Genomic DNA, 21971 nt, shown 5'->3' on the forward strand with positions numbered 1-21971 from the left:
ATCAAGCCATGCCGACCGGGCACGATGTGGGAGTGGCTCCCACACCAGCACCGAGAAGGGCTCGTTAGGTGAGGCTCCGATGCTCTCGACGAGTCGGCGCTCTTCCCTCGAATCACCATCACCGTCTATGACGCCTTCGATGATATGAGCTCGCCCAATGAGCTCAGCATCCGATCACGGTTGTTGGCGCAAGAGCACGTTCGCCACGAGACTCGATGTGTAGGAAACGATCTCCTGCTCGGTCCCGTTCGCATCCTTCAGCAGACCCCGGATCACGCCAAGACGCTCAGAGCCAGCGGAGATGTCAACTTGGAACGCATAGGGAAGCTCGCAGCCTGTGTGCGGCGACGAACGTAGAAGGCGCCGACCCGCATGAGGCACCTCGGCTTGCATCGATTCGTTCAGGTAGGGCAGGGCTGCGTCGAGGATTTCGGAAACGCCGGCACGTTGAGGGCCGCAGTTGCGAGAAGTCGGCGTCGATGCCCGCGTAGTCAATGTCAATCGTGAGGAAACATCGGTCGATGAGGCAGATGGCGGATCACGGATGCCCAGCGCTCTTCCGGTAAGAAAAAGGGCCCTGTCCCTACGCCATACTTTGCTCATGGCTTTTCGGATTGTGCAGCTTGTTCTGTCGTGCGTAGTTCTCGGTGTCGGCGTAGCGCTCCTCTTGGCCCCAGCTCTGGGTTCTGACGGATACTCCACTCTCATCAACGGGCTATCCCTGACCACGGGTTTGCCCTTTGCAGTTATCAATGTCGTTGTAGGTCTCGTTCTGGTTTTGCTCGCCTGGGCAAAGGGTCGTCGGCCGGCGCTGGGTACCGTTGTGCAGCCGCTGTTGACTGGATACACGGTGACTGTTCTACTGACCGTGCTTGACCAGCCAACAACTCTGCTTGGCAGAGCAGCAATGGTCTTGGTCGCCTTCGTGGTGGTGAGCGTTGGTGTTGCTGGCTACCTAGGCAGCAACACGGGTGTCGGCCCTTCCGAGGCGGTATCCCTTGCTTGGGATCCGCCGATACCTTTTCGCTGGAGCTACAGCATTTTCCAAGCGGCCTGTGCGGGAATTGGTTGGTCATTCGGCGCCGCAGTCGGTGCAGGAACACTTCTCGTCATCGTTGCAATGGGCCCTGTTGTCGATCTGTTGGGGAGGAAGATTCACGTTTTCAGTATTCGACCGCTGCCCGCTAGCTGAATCAGGCTTTTCTGTTGGAGCACAGCCGAGTTCAAGAGCGGCACACTGTGTCTTATTGCCATCAACGTTGCTCGGTGGGCAGGGCGAAGACGTCGATTCGTAGTTGCCCCCAGCTCCCAGCCCCTTGCCCCCAGCCCCGCGAGGGACATCGGGAACCTCGTCATTAGGTGGGAAACTGCGAAATGAGGGTCCGGGCAGTCCACCTCTCCGGCCAAGGCACGCCTGCGAACGTCCCTGCTAATGGGGACTTCGCACGGCCTACCCCGCCGAACGATGTCCGCATTGAGTAACCGTGGGCACCCCGCTCGACACGGATCGAGCCGTCGACTACCGACAGCGCCAACGGGTCCATCTCTCTGAGAAGGTCCGCGGAGCCGTCATCGCACGCGTCGCAATCACAGTGAGGCAACCGCGTCAACGCCACGGCCGGTTTGCCTGCTGCGATCGTGACCGAAACCGGCCGTTCGTCGGTCTCAGGTGTGTGAATGACAAAGACCAGCGCAACCGCACCGCTGGCGCGGAATTGCAAGACGAGGCAGCGACCGCCTAATGGGAGCGGCGGAACGCCCAGGAGGACGGGCACCAGATTTGCCCAGCCGCGGTCGAGGAAGAGCTTCGCCCATGCCCGACCGCGGGCTTGGACTAGTAGATACCTTGCAGAATCTTCGCCCCGACTGTATTGCCCTTCCAGCGGCCAAGCGCCCCATCTTCGCGGATTCGCGCACTCGGGCAGTTGTGGCTCATCGGCCGCATCAACGTCGCGCAGTAAGTCGCAGATCTCTGGCGAAATCAACCCCCGATGTTCCCCGATCCCATCAGGACGCCACTCTAGGACATGTTCGTTGAAGTCCTCCCACCATGGAATGGCGGCGCCATGAATCCTCGCCTTGGACTGTGGAGCGGAAAATGCGGCCCAGGTTCCCCCGGTCAGCACGACTGGGGCGTCACCGACGTGCGGTACGAAGAGCTCGCTGCCCGTCTTAAATCCCCCCTCCCGGGACGACTTTCGGAACGCGAATGGGTCACGAACCGGCTACCAGTACCACGCAGGATCCCACTTCAAGAGTCCATAGGAGGGGTCGGAAACCGCAGAAATCGGGGACGCCCTGTCGGGCTTTGCAGATCGATCCAGCTAAGCGGAAATTTGTGCATTAGGCGTGAGGGCCTTTAGTCCCTAGAAAATGGGTAGTTAGACCAGCGAAATAAAACGAATACACCCGTTAGGCGCCAAACTGTACTCAATTCACCCATTTGCCAAAGAATGACCGAGCATTAATTCATCCATTCAAAATGTAGGCCGCTGCTACTGTCGAGAGGGATTGCAGCTAGTGCGCCCCACGTAGACGATGACGTTTCCGTGTCCGGCTGACGAATGCTGCGTTGGCCCTGCACCGACGTTGGGCCTGAACGATGGGTAGGGACATAGCGTCCGCACCTTGTTCAATGGAAGGATTTCCATGTCAAAGATCTATCGCCTCCTCGCTGCAGCCAGCATCGCCGTCTTAGCTGGTCTGGCCCTCGTGGCGCCGGCAAGTGCCACCGCACCGGGCGACACCATCACCTACGAAGCCACTATGAACCCAGTGGAGTTGAACACCCCAGCAGGCGCAGCCTCCGGCAAGGTCACCGTGTCGATTACCGGCGATCAGGTCACAGTGACCGAGGACGTCAAGGGCTTGGCAGACAAGCTGCCTGCAGACACCGCCGTACTGGCCTCTCTCGGCATCCCGGCGGCCTTCGCCGGCGCGGCCTTCCCGCATTTGCAGCACATTCACATCGACGGCATGGGTCAGTGCCCCACCGCTGCTGCTGATACGGACAAAAATGGTGTCGTCGACACCGTCGAGGGCCAGCCCTCTTACGGCAAGATCGGCACCACGCTGTCAATTTCGGGTGCCACTGATGCCTCCACCGCAGCGGACGTGACCTTGGTCCCGGGCGGTGCGAACTACACGTACAAGCGCACGTTCACCATTAACGCCGAAACGTTGGCGGCCATCAAGGCCAATAAGGCAGTCGTCGTCATGCATGGCTTGAACCCGGCCACCGCGGCCCCTGCCGCGTTGACCGCCCCCAACTCGTTGGGTGTCACACTGCCGGGCGCCGACAAGAAGGTCGCAATGGTCGCAACCGCTCCGGCTCTCTGTGGTGTTCTGAAGGCTTCGCAGATGGTTGTGACCCCCGTTGGTGCAGCTGACACCGGCGGCGGCAGCATGGCTGCTCGCTCCGACAACGGACTCTTGTTCGGTCTGGGTGCGGCCCTGATCGCCGGCGCTGGCGCCATCCTCTACACCCGCAAGCGTTCTGCGCTGCAGAAGTAGTTTCTTTGCGCCACTGAGTTCCGGCGCTTTTAACGATGAGGAAATGCCCCACTCCGATTTTCCGGAGTGGGGCATTTTCGTCTGGCTTCTTACGGCTGGCAGGGCAGCCCCGCATCTGGGATCATTAGCCCGCTGTGAGCGGGTAAATGATCCCAGATCCCGCAAGGTGAGCTGGCGCGGAAAGCCTCCCGCGTAGCCTGATGCCAGAGGCTCACGACGAGCCGTCTTCCGCCATTCCACTCAAGTCTTCGAGGTCATCGAGTGCCAATCCTGCTCCTGGTCGGGGCGGGCCATGCCCACCTCTACGTCGTCAAGCGCGCCAAAGAGCTTGCTGGTGCTGGGTATCAGCTGCACTTGTTGGCCCCCCGATACTTCGATTACAGCGGTGTCGCGTCGGCGACTGCGGCGGGGGCACTTCCGAAAAACACGGGGCGCATCGACGTGGGTGCGCTGGCGGAACGATCCGGTCTCGCATTTCATGAGGGCACACTCGTGGGTCTGGATCTGCAGAAAAACATAGCGGTGACGTCGACCGGCGGCCGCGTGTCTTATGACGTCATCTCGCTCAATATCGGCAGTGTGGTTGCTCCGGCGGGGATGCAGGTCGACCCTTCCGTCATGCGAGTCAAGCCATTGAGTGGACTTGCGGAACTGGACGATCGGCTCACAACTGCTGGGCCGCAGGCGATTACAGTAATCGGGGGCGGTGCTTCCGGTGTCGAGCTCGCAGCCCATCTGTCCGTAAGCCCACACGTCACACAGGTCCGGTTGGTCGACTCCGGACCGGCCATCGGGTCGGATTTGCCCCAAGGCGCCCGCAGGCGAATCGATAGGTTCCTTCACGCGCGGGGCGTCGACATCCACACCGGATCTGCGGTACGTGAGATCGGCGCACAAAAGTCCATCTGCGAGAACGGTTCTGAGATTCCTCATGACCTTGCCCTGCTTGCCGTCGGGCTGACGGCGCCCCCGTTACTCGCCGAAATCGGGCTGGGCGACGAGCGCGGGGTGCCGGTGCGGGCGACGCTGCAGCACCAGGCCCGCGACGAGATCTATGCGGTGGGCGACTGCGCGCGTTTCCTCCCGCAGCCGCTGCCCCGAATTGGGGTTCACGGTGTCCGGCAAGGTCCGGTCCTGTATGAGAGCCTGCTCGCCCGTGTGGAGCAGCAGCCACTTCCGGTCTACACACCGCAACGATTAGCACTGTCAATTCTTGATCTCGGTGACGGCGTGGGCCTAGCGGTGTGGGGACGCTTCTGGTGGTTCGGAACATTTGCATTGAGGCTCAAGAGGTATATCGACAGGCGCTGGCTCAAGATGTATCAGCGGTAGGGCCCGAAAACACGTGCCTGCAAGTCGCACTCTCTACTACCCTAGGAGCCATCCGGTGCTGACTCTCGCTTGTGCCCTCATTCAGTTCCGCGCACCGTTGGCGATCAATGAGAGCGCCAGATGACGGGCCCCGCAAAGCCTCTCGATCGGCGCGCGGTGATTACGGCGTCGGTGACACCATTGGCGTCCATTCTCGGCTCCGGTTTGTTGATCATCGTCCCAGTGCTCGAGCGGACTCTGGGCGCTTTCGCGGTATTCGGCGCTTTGGGGGTCTGCGCAATTGCCTGGCTGATCGGAACTTCGATTCGACATAACGTGGTGGTCGTCGAGAAGCGCAAAGCGGCAGGTACTCTCGATTCGCTGACCGCTCGGTGTGAGACGTTGGCAGACCTCGTCATCGTTATCGCGTATGTGATTTCGGTGGCGCTGTATCTGCGGATCATGGCCCAGTATCTCGTCGGGTACTTCACCCCTGCCGGGTCGAGGCTTTGGGAACCGATCATTGCTTGCGCCAGTGTTGCGGTGATTGTGGCGATCGGAGTGGCTAGGGGTTTTCGAGGATTAGACCGACTCGATCGGATTTCCATCGCGGCGGTGCTGCTGCTGACAACGGTGCTCGGTGGGGTTCTCTTGTTCCACGGCATCAGCTCCGCGGCATCAGGTTCGTTGACACTTCCACCGATACCGTCGATGCCGCCACTCACAGCGGCGCTCGTCTTAGGCGGCATCGTCATTACCGTCCAAGGTTTCGAAACCGTTAGGTATCTCGGCGATGAGTTCGATGCGCCCACCCGGGTGTGGGCATCGCGGGTGGCGCAGTTGGTCGCCACGTCCATCTACATCGGATTCGTCGCCGTCTCAACCCCCGTCATGGGACTCGGGACCTCGGCGGGACTGGACAACACGTTGCTGGACATCACCTCTCGCATTGCGCCCTGGCTTGCGATACCGCTGGTGCTGTCGGCTGTACTGAGCCAGTTCAGCGCCGCGATCGCCGACACCGCCGCCGCCGACGGCAACATGCGCGGGTTGAACAGTTGGTTCAAAGGTCCTCGCCCCTACCTGGTCGGAGGAGCGGCCGCGATTGCACTGGCCGCCGTCGTTCCGACCCTTACGATCGTGGCCGTCGCATCGCGGGCATTCGCCGCGTACTACGCGCTGCAGTCCGTCATCGCGATGCGAACGTCGACCGGGCTACGGCGCAAGGTCGGATTTGGGGCCCTCGCGCTGCTGATGTTGGCGGTGGCAGTGTTTGCTCAAGCCGCGAGCTGACGTCCAGCCTCTAATACGGATTGAGGGTGTCCAGCCTTGAGGCGCTCCGCGCAAGGCCGAGGGCCTCGCGCAGGGGAGTCGATAATCGCGGTGACGAGATCACGGCTACCGCCGACCAAGGTGGTGTTGGAGTCGCCGTCTGTTGCCACGCAGCACTTCTGATCGTCAGGCCAGAAGATGCTGGGCGACTGGCTGATGAACCATTCCGAGGTTGCTCAATCACCGATGCGGGTAGCTGCTTCGAGGTTGCCGGTGCTGGGGTCCCCGGACGAGTGGTTGCCATGCTCATCCATCGGGACAGCGTTGATGTGATCCCAATTCGCGCATGGATGCATTGTCCGGCCGTGAATCTCGGCCACATCAGCCCAGAGCTTTGCCCCAGGGGCGCGTGGCCCGGCTGGCCCGTCATCGAGGGGGTGAAAGATTCGGACGTACGCCTCGAAGTCCGGCCCCACCGTTTTCGGCACCCACGGGTCGGCGAAAATATCGAGGTTCAGAATCGCCCAGGTGGCGGGCGCGGCGGTCGAAGCCACAGAAGGCGGCGAGAAGGTGGACCGCGAGAAGTCCATTCCTGATTGTTGACCCCGCACATTTCGAAGGCAAGAGCGTGTCGGCGCCCCGTTGGTGCCGATGAGGACGGCACTCGCTTCACGGCTTGCGCACCGCCATCTGCCCCGTATCTGCCGGGCGATGTGTCGGTGACTTCCGGTGAGTCGCGTCAGGTGCAAATCTGAGTCGCGGCGATCTGGCATTGCCGAAGCCCCATTCGCCGGGCCACTATGAACGATGTTGCTTTTTGCCCAAGTACCCCAGCAGTACCGGAACTTTGCCGCCCACGCGGTCAGCTCGCCGTGCTTCGAGCAATGGGCGCTGGCCGTGGCGAATGACCCAGACGTAATCGCCTGGATCGAAACGCTGCCGCAGATCAAGCGGCAACCCAACCTAGTTTTCGCAGCCGCGCGCTGGCACGGGGTGCTGGCGCCCGGTCCGTATGACGGACTGCGTCAGGCGTTGCTCGATGACGACGGGGCAATCCGACAGACCATTCTGGAACGTCGCACTCAAACCAACGAGGTGGGGCGACTGGCGACGCTGATGCCGACCTTCTCCCGGATTGCGGAACAGGCCAAACGCCCCTTAGCCCTGATCGAAGTGGGTGCCAGCGCGGGCCTTTGCCTGTATCCCGACCGGTACGACTACCTTTGGGAGCCAGCCGGAGAGCTCGTCGGCAGTGGCGGGCCTAAGCTGCACTGCGCGACGACGGGTCCGGTGCCGATCCCAGCCGGTTACCCGCGAATAGCTTGGCGGGCAGGGATAGACCTGAACCCGCTGGATGCCACCGACGCGGACACCGCGGCTTGGTTGGAGATCCTGATTTGGCCCGAGCATGACGAGCGGCGGGCCCGGCTGCGGGCGGCAATTGAGGTGGCCCGAGCCGAACCGGTCACCTTGATTTGCGGTGACCTGCTCTCGGGGCTGCCGTCATTGATCGATCAAGCATCCGCCTACGGGGAAGTGGTGGTATTTCACAGTGCGGTGATTGTGTACCTGGAACCACCTGCGCGGCAACAGTTTTCCGAAATGATGCTGGGCCTGGTCGCAGTGGGGAAGTGCCGCTGGATCAGCAACGAGGACCAGGCAGTGCTGCCAGCCATCACTGCAACAGGGCCAGCAGTTCCGACCGAACTGAACACGTTCGTTCTCGGCCTGGACGGGCAAGCGCAAGCTTGGACCCATGCCCACGGCAGCGAGATGACTTGGATCAACAGCTAGAGGCTTGGGTGCGCAGCTTGCCGCGTAGAAGGGCGGCTACCGCGACCCGACCCTGATCACCGAGTCTGATTGCGAGGGTGGTTTTTAGCCGCGCGTTCGTTCCCGTGCTTGTAGTTTCCCGTCACACGAGCCATCAGTTCTTGCTGATCGTCACACTGCATATCCGACAGAAACCGCTCGGCGGCGGCGCCCCGGAGTGTGGTCCCGCGTCGACCATGGTGGCGGATCACCACGCCGTCACCGGTTACTTCACATTCGAACCCACTGGGGCGGTTGACCATGGGCTAAGAATGCCACGTGACATCGTGTCTGCCTTAGCAAACCCGAATGATGCAGGCGAGAATGCTTGATATGACAGTGGAGTTGCCGAAATGGCCGACGATCCCTCCTACCCAGAACGATGTTGTTTTGCGCGAGTTCAGAAGAGCGGACGCGCATCTCGCTGTGGAGATGGGCAGTGATCCCTACATCCCACTCATCGGAACGTTGCCGGCTTTTCCCACCGAACAGCAAGCTGCGGAGTGGGTTGATCGGCAACGTGGACGGCTCGCGGAGGGCCTGGGACTGTCGTTCGCGATCTCGGACTCCCGATCGGGCCGCGCCGTCGGCTCAATTGGACTGTGGCTAAAAACCTTTCGGACGGCCGGGCAACGGTGGGCTACTCGGTGTCGCCAGTCCACCGGGGTCGAGGGTTTGCAAGCAGCGCGCTGCAGGCGGTGACGGCTTTCGCGTGGACCATCCCAGAACTGCATCGGATCGAGTTGTACATCGAAGAATGGAACATCGGATCCCTGCACGTCGCCGAAACGGCGGAATATACACGAGAATGGCTGCTGCGCGGCCATTGTGAGATCGGCGGGACACGACGAGACATGCTCCTGTACGCGTCTGTGCGCCCATAGCCGCTGGCCTAAAGTGCCCGCGGTGTGGCGGCGGGCGGATCAGTCAGGATCGGTGACGAGGGAAGTGCATGCGTTCTGGAACGAACACGAACGTCACATCGGCACGTCGCTCTATGGACGCCGCATGTACGGAACGATGCGCGTCTGGGAGGACGACGACTGGTTGACGGACGGTCCGGCAGTGGGTCGCGAGTACGCCGAGGTCTGGCGCGACGCCGACAAAATCGTCTTCTCCTCGACGCTCGACCGGCCGACGACGGCGCGAACGAGGATCGAGCGGCAGTTCGAACCAGCAGCGGTGCGACAGCTCAAGGAGATGTCCAGCTCCGACCTGAGCATCGGCGGCGCAAGCCCTGCTGCTGCGGCGTTTCGGCACGGCTTAGTCGACGAGTGCGTGCTGCTGCTCTACCCCGTTCTCGTGGGCGGCGGTAAGCCAGCGCCACCCCGGAACGGACGACTCGACCTGGCTGATTCTTACCCTAGGAAGCGTGTAGTTGGAGTTTTTCCCTGCGCCAAAGCTCGATCCGGTGTCGAGCAACTTTATGTGCTGTGTACTGGTGGCCGACGTCGACGAGCTCTATGACGCCATCCGGCGCGCTGGGGTTCCCGAACAGAGCTCCGGTGTGCCTCGCCTTCAACCCGTCCGCAAGAAGCCGTGCCGGCGATCTTATCGACCGAGATGGCACCCAGCTGACTCTCATCGAGCAGCGGTAGCCACGAAGAGTCCAGCTACATGAGCATGTTGGCAACAACTTTCGACACGGTGCGCTCCCTCAGGTGTTCGGGCGGGGGTGTCCTTCTCAGCCAGCAAACCTAACCAACGGATCCGCTGCCGGGAACGATGGTGCCCTGATGGAAGCGCAAGCGTGGCTGCTCGCCGCCGATATCCCAAATCGATGAATGCCGACTTTCTACGGCTGCGGTGTGGGCGAGATAGGTGACGACAATAAGTTCTTTGGACAGATTCAAAAACGCCCAGTCGCTCAGAACCGGCGTTGCATGATCGACTTCCCGTGCGAGTGACGTCACGATCTCGGCACGATTCCACAGGTGTCCGGACCTGCCAATTTCTACGAAATCCGGATGGAGCAATTCCGATACGCGCGCGCTGTTGGCTCGTGTGGACGCCGTCAGGAGCTCGAGTTCGGCTGCGGTGATTGTCTTCTCGTGATCCACGCCAACCAGTCTTCCATCGGTGCCGAATTGACTCAGGTCAGCGCAGCCGGTTAGCTGCCCTCGGCCACCGCTGCGAGCCGGTCGAGCGAGGCCATCAACTTGTCAGCCGTGGTCGCTCTCGCTCGAGCGATGCGGTTTTCGTCCGTCAGTTGGGACCAGTCGTAGGTATGAGTGACGAGGGTCCTCGCAGCGTCCAGCGGCTCGAGTTCCCACCGCCATAGGTGTCCCGGCTGCTGCTTCCCTGGTTCGGAAGGCCGCCACGCAATGAGTCGACCCTCGTCGAACTCGACCACATGGTTTTCTCGCACCGCGTTATCGCGCGTGAGGGTCATCGTGAACATTTCGCCGACGTTCCGGACTCGCTGCCCAGGTGCGGCCTCGGCCAGGTTGGCGTTTCCGTCCCAGCCTGGCTGAAAGGACGGGTCGGCGATCAGTTCAAAGATTCGCTCTGCGCTGGCATGGATCTCGCGGCTGGCAGATGCGACGTACTCAAAGCCCTCGTTGTCGGTCATGTCCACCATTCAACACCGGGGCGCCTCAGGATCCGTGGGGAACGCCATCAATTTCTTGCGGCACCATGAGAGACCTGCAGCTTCGACAGTGAAGAGGGCGATTTACATTGCGCCACAAAATCATTCTCCCGGCTAGGTGCAGCGAGTGACACAGTGTCGTGATGAAACCTTCCGATGCGGCAACGATCGGGTGGTCGTTTATTGGCGACCAGGATGCCCGTTCTGTATGTGACTGCGTTTGGTCCTGCGGCTGAAAAGGCTGCGCCCAAAAATGATCAATATCTGGAGCGATCCCGACGCCGCCGCTTTCGTGCGGTCGGTGGCCGGCGGCAACGAGACTGTCCCTACCGTAGTGATAGACGGTCGCGCCGTTGTCAATCCGGCCCCGAGCGCTAAGCCGACTCAGTGCGCCGGGCGTGCAACTGCTCAACCAGAATCTCGCCGTGTCCCGCGTGACGAGGCAGCTCCGTCAGCAAGTGGGCGTAGATGAATCGCAGGCTCGCTGGATTCCCGCGCCAGTCGAAGACCTCGTCGAGGCCATGTTCGGCCGCAATCTCCCGGGAGCGTTCGCACACGTCGAGGTAGCGGCGCCGTACATCGGTCACGGTGTCGGCGGGAGCGAGGGAAAAGCTTTCGGCGACCGGCTCCGAAATCCCGATATCTTCGCGTAGCACTCCCGCTACCCGGTGGTGGATCCAGACCTGCTCGACTAACGCGGCGTGAGTGACCAGCCCCAACACGGTGCGCTCGTCGCCAGTTCCAGGTGTGGTCATTGAAGCACCATAGCGAGAATCCGTCACCCAACGCCCGAGGCCCCGGCCTCCCGGCGTGCTTGCTTGACCTTCTTTTGCACCCGCAAGAGCCGGATCGCGGTGACCAATGCCAGGCCCCCACCACGTTTCCGAGCGCCGACCACGCGAAGGCACCCAGCCAATCGGCGTAGCCGAACGGCGCCCCGGAGATCAATGCGGCGAACATCAGCAGCGAGTCCAACACGCAGTGGAATAGCCCGGCTACGGCCAGCAAAGCACCGAACAGCACGGCCGGAACCAGTTGAACACCAAGGCTTCCGCTGGCGTGCTGCATCCTCGTCATCAGGGTGATGACGAGGCCGGCCAGCATCGCCAGGGTAAAACTTTGCGCGTTGATGCCTAGCTGCGCGTAATGGGTACCAGCCTCGATGGCGGTTTCGCGGAGATCGGGCAGCGCCGTCATCAGAAGCAGCATCATTAACCAGCCGCCCGCCAGGTTGGCGGCTAACGAGAATCCCCATAGGCCAAAAAGTTGGCGCAGGGTCCCGGCTTTCGCAACCACAGCAGTCACCGGCACCAGGAAGTTTTCGGTAAAAAGCTCGCTGCGGGCAAGCAGCAGTGCGACGAAGCCGATCGAGAACGCCAAGCCCGATAGCACCGGGTTGTCGGTCTGCTCCCGAACCACCAGGTAGGCCAAAACCCCGGTGCCGATATCGATTCCGCCCAGGAAGGTGGTGGCGAACTGCGCCAGAAATGGGCGGCTCAGCCGTTCTGTCCCCTCCTTCACCAGTCGATCGAAAGCCTCTTCGACCTCAGGTTCTGGACGCCCGTCGTTTGTCGAAACTTCGCCTGCTGCCATGCGGTCGCCCTCCAGTTACCGAGTGTCCTTCAATTGTTACAGCCGCAAGCGTCGGCATGTCGGCGAAGTACGGCCCCTGTTCGACTTCCGTGGGGGCACGGCTGGCGTTGGGTCTGGTCAGAATTGTGGGCAGGTCGCACGGACGCGGAGAGAGCGACCGGTTGCAAGGACGGGATTTAAAAGTGCTCCTCAAGCTGTCTAGTTCAGCGATATCCGATCCGTGAAGGGATCTGCCCAGGTTTAGGTCCTGAGCCGGTCAAGGCTCAGTATCAGTGGGCGTGTCGGTGGTGTGAGTCGGGGAAGTGCTGATGTGTGTGGGTCTGCGGCTCATGCGTGTGCAGGTGGCGGTGACCTGGCCCGGATGCGGGTTCACCCCCGCCGACCCGATGCGGGTGGTCGTGGTGTCCGTCGTCATGGGTGTGGAAGTGCTCATGGACGAGCAACTCGTGGGTGTGCGCGTGCTCATGCCGCTCCCTCAGGTGCAGCCAGATCCCGACGGCCATCAGCAATCCTGCAACTAACAGCGGCACGGTGACCTGGTCGCCGAGCAGGACCGCAAGTGCGGCGCCGAAGAAGGGCGCGATAGAGAAGTATGCGCCGGCTCTGGCGGTGCCGACGTGCCGCAGGCCGACAATGAACAGAACCAGGCTCACTCCGTAGGCAAGGAAGCCAACGGTCATCGACGCGGCGATGTTGAGCAACGGCGGGAGCCTCGCCCCGAGAACGAACGCCAGGATGAGGTTGGTCGGTCCGGCAATGAGTCCTTTGACCGCGGCTAACCAGGATGCATCGGTGAGCGCGACCTTGCGGGTGAGATTGTTATCGATTCCCCAAGCCAGGCAGGCCCCCAGAACGGCAATGGATGGCCATGGTGATCCGAGCTCGACACCGGCCGGAACGACAAGCACCACCGCACCCGCCACGATCACCAGCATGCCAAGTGCCACCCACCGATCGACGTTCTCTTTGAACACGACCCAGGCCAACACTGCGGTGAAAACACCTTCGGCATTAAGTAGTAGCGAAGCGCCGGTAGCTGGCAAGTGTGTGAGCCCGATCAGCAATAGGACCGGGCCGATGACGCCGCCGAACAGCACCGCGCCCGCCAGGGGCAACCTGTCCGCCTGCGCGAGGTGCGCCTTCGGCTTCCTGCAAACCAACCGCCACAGGCCAAGACCCACCCCGGATCCGGTGTAGAGCAGACCGGCAAGCAACCAGGGACTCACGTTGTCCAGCAACAGTTTCGCAAGCGGAGTACCGACTCCGAACAGAACCGCGGCCAGAAGCGCGGCCCGCACACCGGCATCCTTGAGCCCGGCCGCCGGCCCGCTCATACCGCCCCATCCGGATGATCGGATGAGGATGTGGGCGTCGGAAACTGAATTGCCCTGTGGTGAGCCGGGCCCTCATCGACGGCATGCTCGGCCTGGAACACTGCGTCTGCCACCAGTTTCCGAGCGTGCTCATCAGTGAGCCGATAGAACACTCGGGTTCCGTCTTGGCGGGTGGCAACCATCCGCGCCCACCTCAACTTGGCTAAGTGCTGCGAAACCCCGGCCGGCGTCTTCCCGACCTTGCCCGCAAGCTCGTTCACCGCCATCTCGCCGGCATGCAGGGCCAGGATGATTCGGATTCGGGTGGCGTCCGCCAGCACACCAAAAACCTCCGCAGCCAGGTCAACGTACGGATCATTCACACCAACGGCCCGACCATGCATATCTGCGTTCACACGCAGAGACGGTACCGCAGCCTTTAGAGCTCGCGGCCGTACCTGAACAGGTTTGCGCCCGATGGCTGTCAAGTTCGCGCCCGGTGGCTGTCAAATTTGCGCCCCGTGGCTGTCAAATTTGCGCCCCGTGGCTGTCAAATTTGCGCCCGGTGGCCGTCAGGTTTACGACGGGCAATGCTGGTGTGTCCTGCGATCTGCTGCGCGTTGCGTGGTGCGGAGGTGCGGAGGTGCTGTTAGTAGCTGCAGCAAACCGTGCCCACCTGATGAGGTTCTGCGGTAGATCTTGGTAGGCGGAGCGTGGGTCTTCAAAAAACTATGAGCGGTTGGTCGTGGGACGGGAGGGGGCATACTTTCTCAAGTGTCTAGCCCCCGTACGCGCCCCTCACCCCTTGCGGTTTCCACTGCGGTCCTGCCGGTTTTGGGGGTGCTTGTTCTAGCACTGGCGTGGACAGCGGAATTGGGTGTCGCGGATCAGGTGCTCATCGCAGTGCTGTTGGTGGCCTGCGTGTTGTCGGCAGTTCACCACGCCGAGGTTGTCGCCCACCGGGTGGGCGAACCGTACGGCTCATTGATTCTGGCCGTAGCCGTCACCATCATCGAGGTGGGGCTGATCATCACCCTGATGCTCTCGGGTACTGCTGGCGCCGAATCGTTAGCCCGCGATACTGCTTTCGCGGCATTGATGATCACCATCAACGGTATCGCTGGCCTGGTATTGCTGCTCGGCGCGCTTCGTGGCCATATCGCGCGCTTCAACGCCGTCGGCACCGCCAGCGCGCTCGCTGTGGCGCTGTCTATCGCGACGTTGACGCTGGTGTTGCCCAAGTTCACCACTGCTGAACCCGGCCCGATCTTCACTGCCTCACAGTTGACATTCGCAGCTGCGGCGTCGGCGGTGCTGTATTTGACCTTTGTGTTTGTGCAGAACATTCGCCACCGCGACTATTTCCTGCCGCCCAAGGTGACCGCCGCAACGCCGGTCGCAGCAGGTGCGAAGCTGCCCGGTGGGGATGAATCGGCAGGTTATCGTGAGCAAGACGGCGAGGATCAACATTCGGTCTCCCCATCGGATAGGGCGGCGTGGACTAGCGCTGCCTTGCTGCTGCTTTCATTGGTGGCAGTTGTTGGGCTGGCCAAGATTGAGTCGCCGGCCATTGAGGCGGGGGTGTCCTCAGCCGGTCTACCCGCATCCTTCGTAGGCGTAGTTATTGCGGTGATCGTGCTGTTCCCCGAAGCGTTGGCCGCGGCCCGCAACGCCGTGCGTGATCGGGTGCAGGTCGGCCTCAACCTCGCCTACGGTTCGGCGGCGGCCAGTATTGGTCTGACCATCCCGACTATTGCCGTTGCCTCGATCTGGTTGCCGGGTGAGTTGATTCTGGGTTTGAGCTCCCTGCAGATCACCCTGCTCGCCTTGACCGGGTTGCTGGCCGCATTAACCCTGCTGCCTGGACGCGCCACTGTGATGCAGGCAACGATGCACCTGGTCGTTTTTGCCTCGTTCCTGTACTTCGCCGCTGTCCCCTAATTTCGCGTCATGAGACTCGCCCTCGTTGCAAAGATCCGTCAAGTGCGCGTGACATGGGCAACATGGTGCACCCGGCCGACACTATCGAAGCTTGCGCGATGTGGCTCCGGCAACGACAATCGAAAATCTTACCCGTGAGACCTCCGGAGCCATTCGCGGTTTCCCACAGAGACCTTCCCGCAGAGACCTTCCCGCCGGAGACCCGGACCACTTCACCCGTTGGGGGAGAGTCGACGGTGGGCCCGCGGACATTACTAGTCATGGGACACAACATGCCGGACTCAGACGCAGAGCTCTGGCGCCGAGCCTGCAGCCATGACGGCCAAGCGTTCGGCCAGATCTACGATCGCCACCGCCAGGCGGTATTCCGCCACTGCCAACGGCGATTGGAGAGTGTCGCGGCTGCCGAGGATCTGGTTTCGATGACGTTTTTGGAAGCCTGGCGCAAGCGCGGGCGGGTCGATTTGACCACCGACTCTGTTCTGCCATGGCTGTTGTCGCTCGCCAACTACCTGATTGCCAACTACCACCGCGCGGCGCACAGGTATCGGAAGTTTTTGGCCCGGCTGCCTCCGGCCGAGGATGAGCCGTCAGCCGAGGCGGAGGCAGTTGCGAGCCTGAGCCGAATCGAGAGAGCGTCCGTGGTGAACGGGATTTTGGACGGACTCCCGGTAACGGATCAGCAAGTCTTGCGACTGTGCGATATCGAGGGTCTCCCGCGGGAGGTAGTTGCCAAGAAGCTCGGGCTCCCGCTCAGCACGGTCAAGTCGCGTCTGGCCAGGGCGAGAGGCCGCGCGCGAATTGCAGTGTCTGACAGCACCTCCACAGAAGAAGCATCGAAAGGAATGAACCGATGATCGACAACGACTTGGCCCCGGACCCTGAATCAGCACAGTCCAACCTCCTCCATGCCAGACGCGTGGCCGCACGTGCCCAGCTGGTTGAAGTCGCTAATCGGCGGCTGGCGCCAGCCTTCATGCCTCAGCAGGCGGTAGCCATCGCGCTAGTAGCGGTGGCCGCGCTAGGGTTGACCGCCTACGCAATATTCAACGACCCGAAAACAGTGTCCGTAACGAGTCGACTCGAATGCTGGACCAGCGATTCTGCTGACTCGCCCATCCTCGGCGTCGCACCCGCTGATGGCTATGTGGACCCAGACGGAAGGACCGTCGACGTTAGCTACAACGGCTACGAGAATGCGATCAGCACCTGCGGTTCGTTGTGGGCGCAGGGCATTTTGACTCAGGCCGGGATAGTGCCGAAGCCGGGTCGCGAGCTAATAGAAAACGGGGCATTGGTCCCGAAGCTTCTGGTGTGCGTGGATGACGCAGGTGCGGCAGCCGTGATACCTACGAACGACCAAACGCTGTGTCAGGCAATGGGTTTAGCGCCCGCATTTCCGATGCCGTAGGGCGAACCGGCCAAGACCTTAGGTCTCGACGCGTTCGATCTGCCGACGCAACGCCACCACAGCTGCGCCACGGGCCCACTCGGTACCGTCAAAGGGCGAAACCTCCACCGGTGCAAGCTCTGTCGCCCAATGCTGTGTCCGACGGGCGTGTTCGAGGACCAGCGGCAGCACCCCTGGTACGACGGTGATGCCTTCGCCGGAAACGAGCACCTTCTCCGGCCCGACGATGGTGGCCACCGTTCCAATCAGCACTCCGAGGGCCATCCCGGCGGCGTTCACCACCTGGCCAGCAACAGGATCGCCCGCCGCTGCGAGCTCGATAACGTCTTCGTAGCTCACATCGGTGTTGCCGGGGGCGGAGGCCACCTGACGGGTGATGGACCCTGACGAGAGGTAGGCACGAACGCAACCGCGGTGGCCACGTTCGCAGAACGGACCTGAATCGGTGATCGGTAGATGCCCCACCTGCCCCACAAACCCGGTGCCGTCCAGCAACCGGTTGTCGACCACCATTCCGCAGCCGACGCCAGCCCCGATGGTGATCAACACGAAGTTGCGCAGGCCGGCGGCGGCGCCAAACCAGTGCTCCGCCGCAGTGAGGGCACGCACGTCGTTCTCGACCACGATGGTGATTCCGGTCCGCCGCCGCACCAGGTCCACTAACGGCACCTGGCTCCACCCCAAGAACGGAGACGCGGTGATCACCTCCGAATGCGGGGGTACCGGACCGGCCAAGCTCACGCCTACGGCGAAAACGGAGGGGTCCACGGCAATCTGTTCGGTGGTGACCTGCGCGATCAGATCCGCCACGCTGGCTGGGTCGTTTGCTCCGATCGGGATCACCTGCTCGAACAGGACGGTCGCGCGCAGGTCAGTGCGGGCCACGCGTAGTTCCGTAGCGGTGAGGTTGATCCCCACCAGGTGCCCCTTGTCGACGTTGAGTTCGACCGGAGATGCTGGTCGGCCTAAGCCATTTGACGGCGCCGCTTCGGAATCTTTGAGTAACCCGCGGCTCACCATGCTCCGCGTAATCCGGGTTAGGCTCGCGGGCGAGACCCCCGACTGCCGAGCCAAATCGGCCCGGGAGCTCGATCCGTGCACCAACAGGTCAATGAGGACCAGCCGCGACGATTCCGATAGCGCTGGCCACGGTATCTCGGCCAGCGGGTTAGGCAGGGTTCTCAAGAACGCTCACACCCCCGGCAGGCACCACGAACGAATCGTGGATGCTTCCGTCGCCGAGCAGGTCGCGTCCGGGCAGGGAAACCTTGGCAGCCGCATCGCTGTGGTTGATGACGAAGGTCCAGCTGGCCGTCTCGCCGCGACGGACGACAACTTCGACCCCATCGGCAACCTCGGCCGAAACGATGCCAGCCGTGCCAAGGACCCGGTCGAAGAGTTCACCGCGTCCGGTATCGCCTAATTCGGTCCCGACGTAGTAGGCCTTTCCGGCGCCAAAGCTGTTGCACGTCAACGCTACCGAGCCAGTGACATTGCCGCCGACGTACTGCGCGAGCACCTCGGCGGAGTCGGCGCGGGCGGTCTCTGACCAGATGGTTCCGGAGCCGAATTCGGTGAGCTCGATCGCGCCGTCGACGGGCAGCGGGCTGAACTCCTCGACGGTGACTCCGAGGACCTCGCGGAATGCTCCGGGGTAGCCGCCGAGCCAAATGTGGTCGTTTTCGTCGACGGTGCCGGAGAAGTAGCTCACGAGTACGGTGCCGCCGCCGCGCACGAACTCGGCAACGGCGTCGCTGGTGGCTTGGTCGACCAGGTACAGCCCGGGGATCAGGAGCAGCTTGTAGCCGGCGAGATCGGCGCCAGGGCCGAGGAAGTCGACTCCGACGTTGCGCCGGTACATCTCGTGATGCCAGCGCTGCACCTGATCCATCACCGAATAGTCAACGCTGGGGTGGGCCTTCTGGTTCAGTGCCCACACGGAGTTCCAGTCGTACAGGATTGCTGTTGACGCGGGCGCCACGGTACTGCCGGCGACCGCGGCTAACGCCTTCAGGTTGGCGCCGAACTCGACCACTTCACGCCACCGCGTACTGTTCGTTCCGGCGTGGGGGAGTAGCGCCGAGTGGTATTTCTCCGCACCGGCCTTGGAGGCGCGCCACTGGAAGAACAGCGCGCCATCGGAGCCGCGAGCGATGTGCTGCAACGAGTTCCGGCGCATCTCACCCGGACCCTTGGCCTGGTTGCGGTTTTGCCAGTTGACCGCTGACGTCGAGTGCTCCATCAATAGCCACGGCTTCCCCTTGGCGAGCGAGCGCATCAAGTCAGCCGTCATTGCCGTGTAATGGGTCGAGTTGACGTTTTCGGACAGCAGGTAATCGTCGTTGGAGACGATGTCGACGTGCTCGGCGAAAGCAAAGTAGTCGACGTGCTCAAAGAACGACATGAAGTTCGTGGTGACAGGCTGCCGCGCATGGGCTCGCAGCTCAGCGGCCTCGCCGAGGTAGCACGCCTCGAATTCGCTTGAGGTGAAACGCTTCCAGTCCAGTTGCTGGGTCGGGTTGATGAACGAGTTGTACGAGACTGCGCTCGGTGGCAGGATCTGGTCCCACTGGCCGTAGCGTTGGCTCCAGAAGTTTGTCCCCCAGCAGCGGTTGAGCTCCTCCAGGGTGCCGTACTTTGCCCCCAGCCAGACCCGGAACGACGCCGCCGACTGCGGGCAGAAGCATTCGAAGTTTTGGCAGCCGTATTCGTTATTGATGTGCCACATGACGACGGCGGGATGGCCCGCGTACCGGCGGACCATCTCGGAGGCCATCGCTACGCTCGCCGCTCGATACTCCGGTGACGACGGGCAGAATGCCTGCCTGCCGCCGTGTACCCGGACAGACCCGAAGGCATCGACAAGACGTGCCTGCGGATTGTTGATGGTGAACCACGGCGGCGGCGAAGCCGTGCTGGTCGCGAGATCGACGGCAATGCCATTGGCGTGCAACAGATCTACAATCTCGTCAAGCCAGTCGAACTGGTATACGCCGGCGCTCGGCTCGAGCAATGCCCACGAGAACACTCCGACGGTGACCAGGTTGACTCCGGCTTCGCGCATCAATGCGACGTCTTCGAGCCACACCTCCCGGTCCCACTGCTCGGGGTTGTAATCGCCGCCGTAGGCCAAGCCGCCAATGTGACCGGTAACCGTATTCACGCACACACTCCTTGCCAACCGCACGAAAGAAAGCCGAACCGTTAAAAAACCGCTGTCCCTACTTGACTGCCCCGGCGGACAAACCGGACTGCCAGAACCGTTGCAACAGCAAGAACATTGCCACCAACGGGACAACAGCAACCACCGACCCGGTAAGCACCAGCGTCTGCAATTCCGGAACATTCTTTGTCGTACCCTGCCAGGCGAAGAGCCCGAGGGTGACCGGGTACAAATCTTGGTCACCCAACATGATCAAGGGGAGGAAGAAATTGTTCCAGATCGCGACGAACTGAAACAGGAATATCGTGACCAGTGCTGGTGCCATCAAACGGGTCCCGATCGTGAAGAAGATTCGGAACTCCCCAGCGCCGTCCAACCGGCCAGCCTCGATCAGCTCGTCCGGAACCGCGGTGGAGGCGAAGATCCGCGCCAGATACACACCGAAGGGCGAGACGATCGAGGGGAGCAAAACGGCCCAATAAGTGTTGACGAGTCCGACCTTCGTGAAGATCAGGAACAGGGGCAGGGCCAGCGCCGTGGCGGGCATCAACACACCGCCGAGGATGATGTTGAACATGCTCTCGCGGCCGCGGAACTTGTATTTTGCCAGCGCGTAACCAGCCAGCGACGCTAGGAGGGTACCCAGGACGGCGCCGCCAACCGCATAAATCACCGAGTTCAACAGCCACCGGAGGTAAACGCCGTCATCGCGGGCGATTAGATTACCGAAGTTGATGAAGAAACTGCTGCTCGGGACCAGGCCGCTGGTGGTGGCCAGCTCGGGCTGCGCCTTGGTGGCGGCCACTACCAGGATGTACACGGGCAGGAGGAAGTAGAACAGCGCGGCCACCATGAAGACCATGGAAATACCTACGACAACTGGGTTCTCGCGGGGACCGCGGCCAGGCTCGGCGGATTCGGGCTTAGTGATGGCCCCATCGACGTTGATCAACATATTAGGCACCGGCCCGTCGGTTGGTGAGCTTGAGGAAGAGGAAGGAAAGGATGAAGGTGCCCACAGCCAACGTCACTGACAGCGCAGCAGACTGGTTGTAGTTGTTCTGGGCCTTGGCCAACACCACCAGGTTCGGGGTGTAGCTCGAAGTGATGGCGGTAGAGATGTTGGTGAACACCTTCGCTTCGGTAAACAGCTGCAGCGTTCCGATGATGGAGAAGACGCCGGTGAGCACCAGGGCGGGAGCCACCGAGGGGATCTTGATCCGCCGCGCGATGTCCCAGTTCGAGGCGCCGTCAAGGCGAGCGGCTTCGAAGATTTCTTGTGGGATGGAGAGCAACGCGGAGTAAATGATCAACATGTTGTAGCCGGCGTACGTCCACGTGACGACGTTGGCAATGGACCAGAGCACGACGTGGGTGCCCAAGAAGTCGATGGAGATGTTGAGCTTGTTGAGCAGCGCCACGATAGGCGACAAGTTGGGGGAGTAGATGAAGCCCCACATGATGGCCGCGATCACACCCGGGACCCCGTACGGCACGAAGAATGAAATCCTCAAGAACCGTTTGAAGTACACCAAGGTGGAGTCGAGCAGCAGAGCGAGTCCCAGCGAGATGAGTAGCATCACCGGGATCTGGACGATACCGAACACGAGCACCCGCAGGATGCTGGCCCGGAAGTCTTGGTCGCTGAACACGGAGGCGTATTGGGACAGACCTGCGAAAACCTGGCTCGGTTTACCGAAGATCCCACCGGTGCGCTCGATCTTGAACAAGCTTTGGTAGAACGCGTAGGCGATGGGGGCTACGTAGAACAGAACGAACGGTATTAAAAATGGGAATAGGAACAACCAGGGCTGCCACTTGCCAGGACCGGATCGCGACTTGGTAGAGGGGGCCGGCGCAAGGCCGGCGGATACGTCTGCCGCTGTGGTGGTCATGGGCTGCGCTCCTGGTTGCTGATGATGCGAGGGCATGTGAGGTCTCGGCACGCCTGTGCAGCGCGACGGGCAAGTTGCGGATAAAGCAACGGCGGGGTCTGTCCGGGGTGATAATTGCACGGACAGACCCCGCCGGTAAAGCGCTGGGGGTTACTGC

General features: G+C 61.8%; 25 protein-coding genes and 1 pseudogene. 12 read left to right on the plus strand and 14 right to left on the minus strand.

The annotated features are described in order from the left end of the window. Nucleotides 1–174: 174 nt before the first annotated feature. On the minus strand, nucleotides 175–603 hold the full coding sequence (locus tag EH165_RS00095; RefSeq protein ID WP_124797493.1) for a hypothetical protein: 429 nt from the start codon (nucleotides 601–603) through the stop codon (nucleotides 175–177). Here EH165_RS00095 and EH165_RS00100 point away from each other — a divergent pair. Continuing rightward, nucleotides 602–1192: a DUF6198 family protein gene (locus tag EH165_RS00100; RefSeq protein WP_124797494.1), complete on the plus strand. Its 591-nt coding sequence runs from the start codon at nucleotides 602–604 to the stop codon at nucleotides 1190–1192. The two genes, EH165_RS00095 and EH165_RS00100, sit on opposite strands and share 2 nt — an antisense overlap. A 163-nt stretch (nucleotides 1193–1355) precedes the next feature. Here the strand turns inward: EH165_RS00100 and EH165_RS00105 are convergent, their stop codons facing one another. Further along, a complete protein-coding gene (locus EH165_RS00105) occupies nucleotides 1356–2126 on the minus strand; it encodes a DUF6226 family protein (protein ID WP_124797495.1) in 771 nt (256 codons plus the stop codon). Nucleotides 2127–2649: 523 nt separating this feature from the next. On the opposite strand from EH165_RS00105, the gene EH165_RS00110 reads away from it, so the two are divergent. From EH165_RS00110 to EH165_RS00120, 3 genes are all read left to right on the plus strand, one after another. After that, a complete protein-coding gene (locus EH165_RS00110) occupies nucleotides 2650–3513 on the plus strand; it encodes a hypothetical protein (RefSeq protein ID WP_124797496.1) in 864 nt (287 codons plus the stop codon). A gap of 261 nt (nucleotides 3514–3774) precedes the next feature. Then, a complete protein-coding gene (locus EH165_RS00115; RefSeq protein ID WP_124797497.1) occupies nucleotides 3775–4845 on the plus strand; it encodes an NAD(P)/FAD-dependent oxidoreductase in 1071 nt (356 codons plus the stop codon). Between the two features lie 120 nt (nucleotides 4846–4965). After that, nucleotides 4966–6117 (plus strand): APC family permease, encoded by a 1152-nt coding sequence (locus tag EH165_RS00120; RefSeq protein ID WP_124797498.1) that lies wholly within the window; start codon nucleotides 4966–4968, stop codon nucleotides 6115–6117. A gap of 215 nt (nucleotides 6118–6332) precedes the next feature. Here EH165_RS00120 and EH165_RS00125 read toward each other — a convergent pair whose 3' ends face one another. Beyond that, entirely contained in the window at nucleotides 6333–6686 is a 354-nt protein-coding gene (locus EH165_RS00125; protein WP_124797499.1) for a hypothetical protein, read from the minus strand. Nucleotides 6687–6903: 217 nt separating this feature from the next. Between EH165_RS00125 and EH165_RS00130 the strand changes: the two genes are divergently transcribed. Next, nucleotides 6904–7890, plus strand: coding sequence for a DUF2332 domain-containing protein (locus EH165_RS00130; RefSeq protein ID WP_124797500.1), 987 nt, complete (start codon nucleotides 6904–6906; stop codon nucleotides 7888–7890). Between the two features lie 56 nt (nucleotides 7891–7946). On the opposite strand, the gene EH165_RS16675 is transcribed toward EH165_RS00130, so the two are convergent. Next, the gene (locus EH165_RS16675) at nucleotides 7947–8171 is read right to left on the minus strand and encodes a hypothetical protein (RefSeq protein ID WP_124797501.1); all 225 of its coding nucleotides are present in this window, start codon (nucleotides 8169–8171) and stop codon (nucleotides 7947–7949) included. A 169-nt stretch (nucleotides 8172–8340) separates the two neighbouring features. On the opposite strand from EH165_RS16675, the gene EH165_RS16680 reads away from it, so the two are divergent. From EH165_RS16680 to EH165_RS00145, 3 genes are read left to right on the plus strand one after another with little or no spacing between them, the layout of a single operon-like run. Next, nucleotides 8341–8610: a GNAT family N-acetyltransferase gene (locus EH165_RS16680; protein WP_422392163.1), complete on the plus strand. Its 270-nt coding sequence runs from the start codon at nucleotides 8341–8343 to the stop codon at nucleotides 8608–8610. Next, nucleotides 8511–8792 carry a GNAT family N-acetyltransferase gene (locus EH165_RS15570; RefSeq protein ID WP_206426014.1) on the plus strand — a complete coding sequence of 94 codons (282 nt, stop codon included), beginning with the start codon at nucleotides 8511–8513 and terminating at the stop codon, nucleotides 8790–8792. The genes EH165_RS16680 and EH165_RS15570 overlap by 100 nt, the downstream gene beginning before the upstream one ends. A 52-nt stretch (nucleotides 8793–8844) precedes the next feature. Continuing rightward, nucleotides 8845–9375, plus strand: a complete 531-nt coding sequence (locus tag EH165_RS00145) for a dihydrofolate reductase family protein (protein ID WP_206426015.1) — start codon at nucleotides 8845–8847, stop codon at nucleotides 9373–9375. A gap of 230 nt (nucleotides 9376–9605) precedes the next feature. Here EH165_RS00145 and EH165_RS00150 read toward each other — a convergent pair whose 3' ends face one another. Both EH165_RS00150 and EH165_RS00155 read right to left on the minus strand, forming a co-directional pair. After that, nucleotides 9606–9968, minus strand: a complete 363-nt coding sequence (locus EH165_RS00150) for a nuclear transport factor 2 family protein (protein WP_164479025.1) — start codon at nucleotides 9966–9968, stop codon at nucleotides 9606–9608. Nucleotides 9969–10018: 50 nt separating this feature from the next. Further along, entirely contained in the window at nucleotides 10019–10480 is a 462-nt protein-coding gene (locus tag EH165_RS00155; protein WP_124797503.1) for an SRPBCC family protein, read from the minus strand. Between the two features lie 232 nt (nucleotides 10481–10712). On the opposite strand from EH165_RS00155, the gene EH165_RS16685 reads away from it, so the two are divergent. After that, nucleotides 10713–10970 carry a glutaredoxin family protein gene (locus EH165_RS16685; RefSeq protein WP_422392164.1) on the plus strand — a complete coding sequence of 86 codons (258 nt, stop codon included), beginning with the start codon at nucleotides 10713–10715 and terminating at the stop codon, nucleotides 10968–10970. On the opposite strand, the gene EH165_RS16690 is transcribed toward EH165_RS16685, so the two are convergent. The 4 genes and pseudogenes from EH165_RS16690 to EH165_RS00180 all read right to left on the minus strand — a co-directional run bounded on the left by EH165_RS16690 (nucleotide 10873) and on the right by EH165_RS00180 (nucleotide 13820). Then, nucleotides 10873–11253: a mycothiol transferase gene (locus EH165_RS16690; RefSeq protein WP_124797504.1), complete on the minus strand. Its 381-nt coding sequence runs from the start codon at nucleotides 11251–11253 to the stop codon at nucleotides 10873–10875. The two genes, EH165_RS16685 and EH165_RS16690, sit on opposite strands and share 98 nt — an antisense overlap. A gap of 172 nt (nucleotides 11254–11425) precedes the next feature. Beyond that, nucleotides 11426–12091, minus strand: a pseudogene (locus tag EH165_RS16695) (formate/nitrite transporter family protein); the annotation flags it as partial. 269 nt (nucleotides 12092–12360) lie between these two features. Beyond that, nucleotides 12361–13425 (minus strand): DMT family transporter, encoded by a 1065-nt coding sequence (locus EH165_RS00175; protein ID WP_124797505.1) that lies wholly within the window; start codon nucleotides 13423–13425, stop codon nucleotides 12361–12363. Further along, nucleotides 13422–13820, minus strand: coding sequence for an ArsR/SmtB family transcription factor (locus EH165_RS00180; RefSeq protein ID WP_277870508.1), 399 nt, complete (start codon nucleotides 13818–13820; stop codon nucleotides 13422–13424). The genes EH165_RS00175 and EH165_RS00180 overlap by 4 nt, the downstream gene beginning before the upstream one ends. 358 nt (nucleotides 13821–14178) lie before the next feature. On the opposite strand from EH165_RS00180, the gene EH165_RS00185 reads away from it, so the two are divergent. The 3 genes from EH165_RS00185 (at nucleotide 14179) to EH165_RS00195 (ending at nucleotide 16756) form a co-directional block, all read left to right on the plus strand. Next, nucleotides 14179–15345: a calcium:cation antiporter gene (locus EH165_RS00185; RefSeq protein ID WP_124797506.1), complete on the plus strand. Its 1167-nt coding sequence runs from the start codon at nucleotides 14179–14181 to the stop codon at nucleotides 15343–15345. A 260-nt stretch (nucleotides 15346–15605) separates the two neighbouring features. Further along, nucleotides 15606–16202 (plus strand): RNA polymerase sigma factor, encoded by a 597-nt coding sequence (locus EH165_RS00190; protein ID WP_164479026.1) that lies wholly within the window; start codon nucleotides 15606–15608, stop codon nucleotides 16200–16202. Further along, a complete protein-coding gene (locus tag EH165_RS00195) occupies nucleotides 16199–16756 on the plus strand; it encodes a hypothetical protein (RefSeq protein ID WP_124797508.1) in 558 nt (185 codons plus the stop codon). Before EH165_RS00190 ends, EH165_RS00195 begins: the two co-directional genes overlap by 4 nt. An 18-nt stretch (nucleotides 16757–16774) precedes the next feature. Here the strand turns inward: EH165_RS00195 and EH165_RS00200 are convergent, their stop codons facing one another. From EH165_RS00200 to EH165_RS00215, 4 genes are read right to left on the minus strand one after another with little or no spacing between them, the layout of a single operon-like run. Then, nucleotides 16775–17941 (minus strand): ROK family transcriptional regulator, encoded by a 1167-nt coding sequence (locus EH165_RS00200; protein WP_124797509.1) that lies wholly within the window; start codon nucleotides 17939–17941, stop codon nucleotides 16775–16777. Further along, entirely contained in the window at nucleotides 17925–19919 is a 1995-nt protein-coding gene (locus EH165_RS00205) for a beta-galactosidase (RefSeq protein WP_124797510.1), read from the minus strand. Before EH165_RS00205 ends, EH165_RS00200 begins: the two co-directional genes overlap by 17 nt. Nucleotides 19920–19977: 58 nt before the next feature. Further along, on the minus strand, nucleotides 19978–20874 hold the full coding sequence (locus EH165_RS00210; RefSeq protein WP_124800195.1) for a carbohydrate ABC transporter permease: 897 nt from the start codon (nucleotides 20872–20874) through the stop codon (nucleotides 19978–19980). Between the two features lies 1 nt (nucleotide 20875). Beyond that, on the minus strand, nucleotides 20876–21814 hold the full coding sequence (locus EH165_RS00215; protein WP_124797511.1) for a carbohydrate ABC transporter permease: 939 nt from the start codon (nucleotides 21812–21814) through the stop codon (nucleotides 20876–20878). Between the last annotated feature and the right edge of the window lie 157 nt (nucleotides 21815–21971).

It is taken from the genome of Nakamurella antarctica, from assembly GCF_003860405.1.
GTDB lineage: Bacteria > Actinomycetota > Actinomycetes > Mycobacteriales > Nakamurellaceae > Nakamurella > Nakamurella antarctica.

Coding starts and splice junctions, on each gene's coding strand:
- EH165_RS00120 (WP_124797498.1), top strand. CDS start 4,966: ATGACGGGCCCCGCAAAGCCTCTCGATCGGCGCGCGGTGATTACGGCG.
- EH165_RS00190 (WP_164479026.1), top strand. CDS start 15,606: ATGGGACACAACATGCCGGACTCAGACGCAGAGCTCTGGCGCCGAGCC.
- EH165_RS16690 (WP_124797504.1), bottom strand. CDS start 11,253: ATGACCACACCTGGAACTGGCGACGAGCGCACCGTGTTGGGGCTGGTC.
- EH165_RS00125 (WP_124797499.1), bottom strand. CDS start 6,686: ATGGACTTCTCGCGGTCCACCTTCTCGCCGCCTTCTGTGGCTTCGACC.
- EH165_RS00175 (WP_124797505.1), bottom strand. CDS start 13,425: ATGAGCGGGCCGGCGGCCGGGCTCAAGGATGCCGGTGTGCGGGCCGCG.
- EH165_RS00155 (WP_124797503.1), bottom strand. CDS start 10,480: ATGACCGACAACGAGGGCTTTGAGTACGTCGCATCTGCCAGCCGCGAG.
- EH165_RS00195 (WP_124797508.1), top strand. CDS start 16,199: ATGATCGACAACGACTTGGCCCCGGACCCTGAATCAGCACAGTCCAAC.
- EH165_RS00100 (WP_124797494.1), top strand. CDS start 602: ATGGCTTTTCGGATTGTGCAGCTTGTTCTGTCGTGCGTAGTTCTCGGT.
- EH165_RS00130 (WP_124797500.1), top strand. CDS start 6,904: ATGTTGCTTTTTGCCCAAGTACCCCAGCAGTACCGGAACTTTGCCGCC.
- EH165_RS00215 (WP_124797511.1), bottom strand. CDS start 21,814: ATGACCACCACAGCGGCAGACGTATCCGCCGGCCTTGCGCCGGCCCCC.
- EH165_RS16675 (WP_124797501.1), bottom strand. CDS start 8,171: ATGGTCAACCGCCCCAGTGGGTTCGAATGTGAAGTAACCGGTGACGGC.
- EH165_RS00110 (WP_124797496.1), top strand. CDS start 2,650: ATGTCAAAGATCTATCGCCTCCTCGCTGCAGCCAGCATCGCCGTCTTA.
- EH165_RS00095 (WP_124797493.1), bottom strand. CDS start 603: ATGAGCAAAGTATGGCGTAGGGACAGGGCCCTTTTTCTTACCGGAAGA.
- EH165_RS00210 (WP_124800195.1), bottom strand. CDS start 20,874: ATGTTGATCAACGTCGATGGGGCCATCACTAAGCCCGAATCCGCCGAG.
- EH165_RS16680 (WP_422392163.1), top strand. CDS start 8,341: ATGGGCAGTGATCCCTACATCCCACTCATCGGAACGTTGCCGGCTTTT.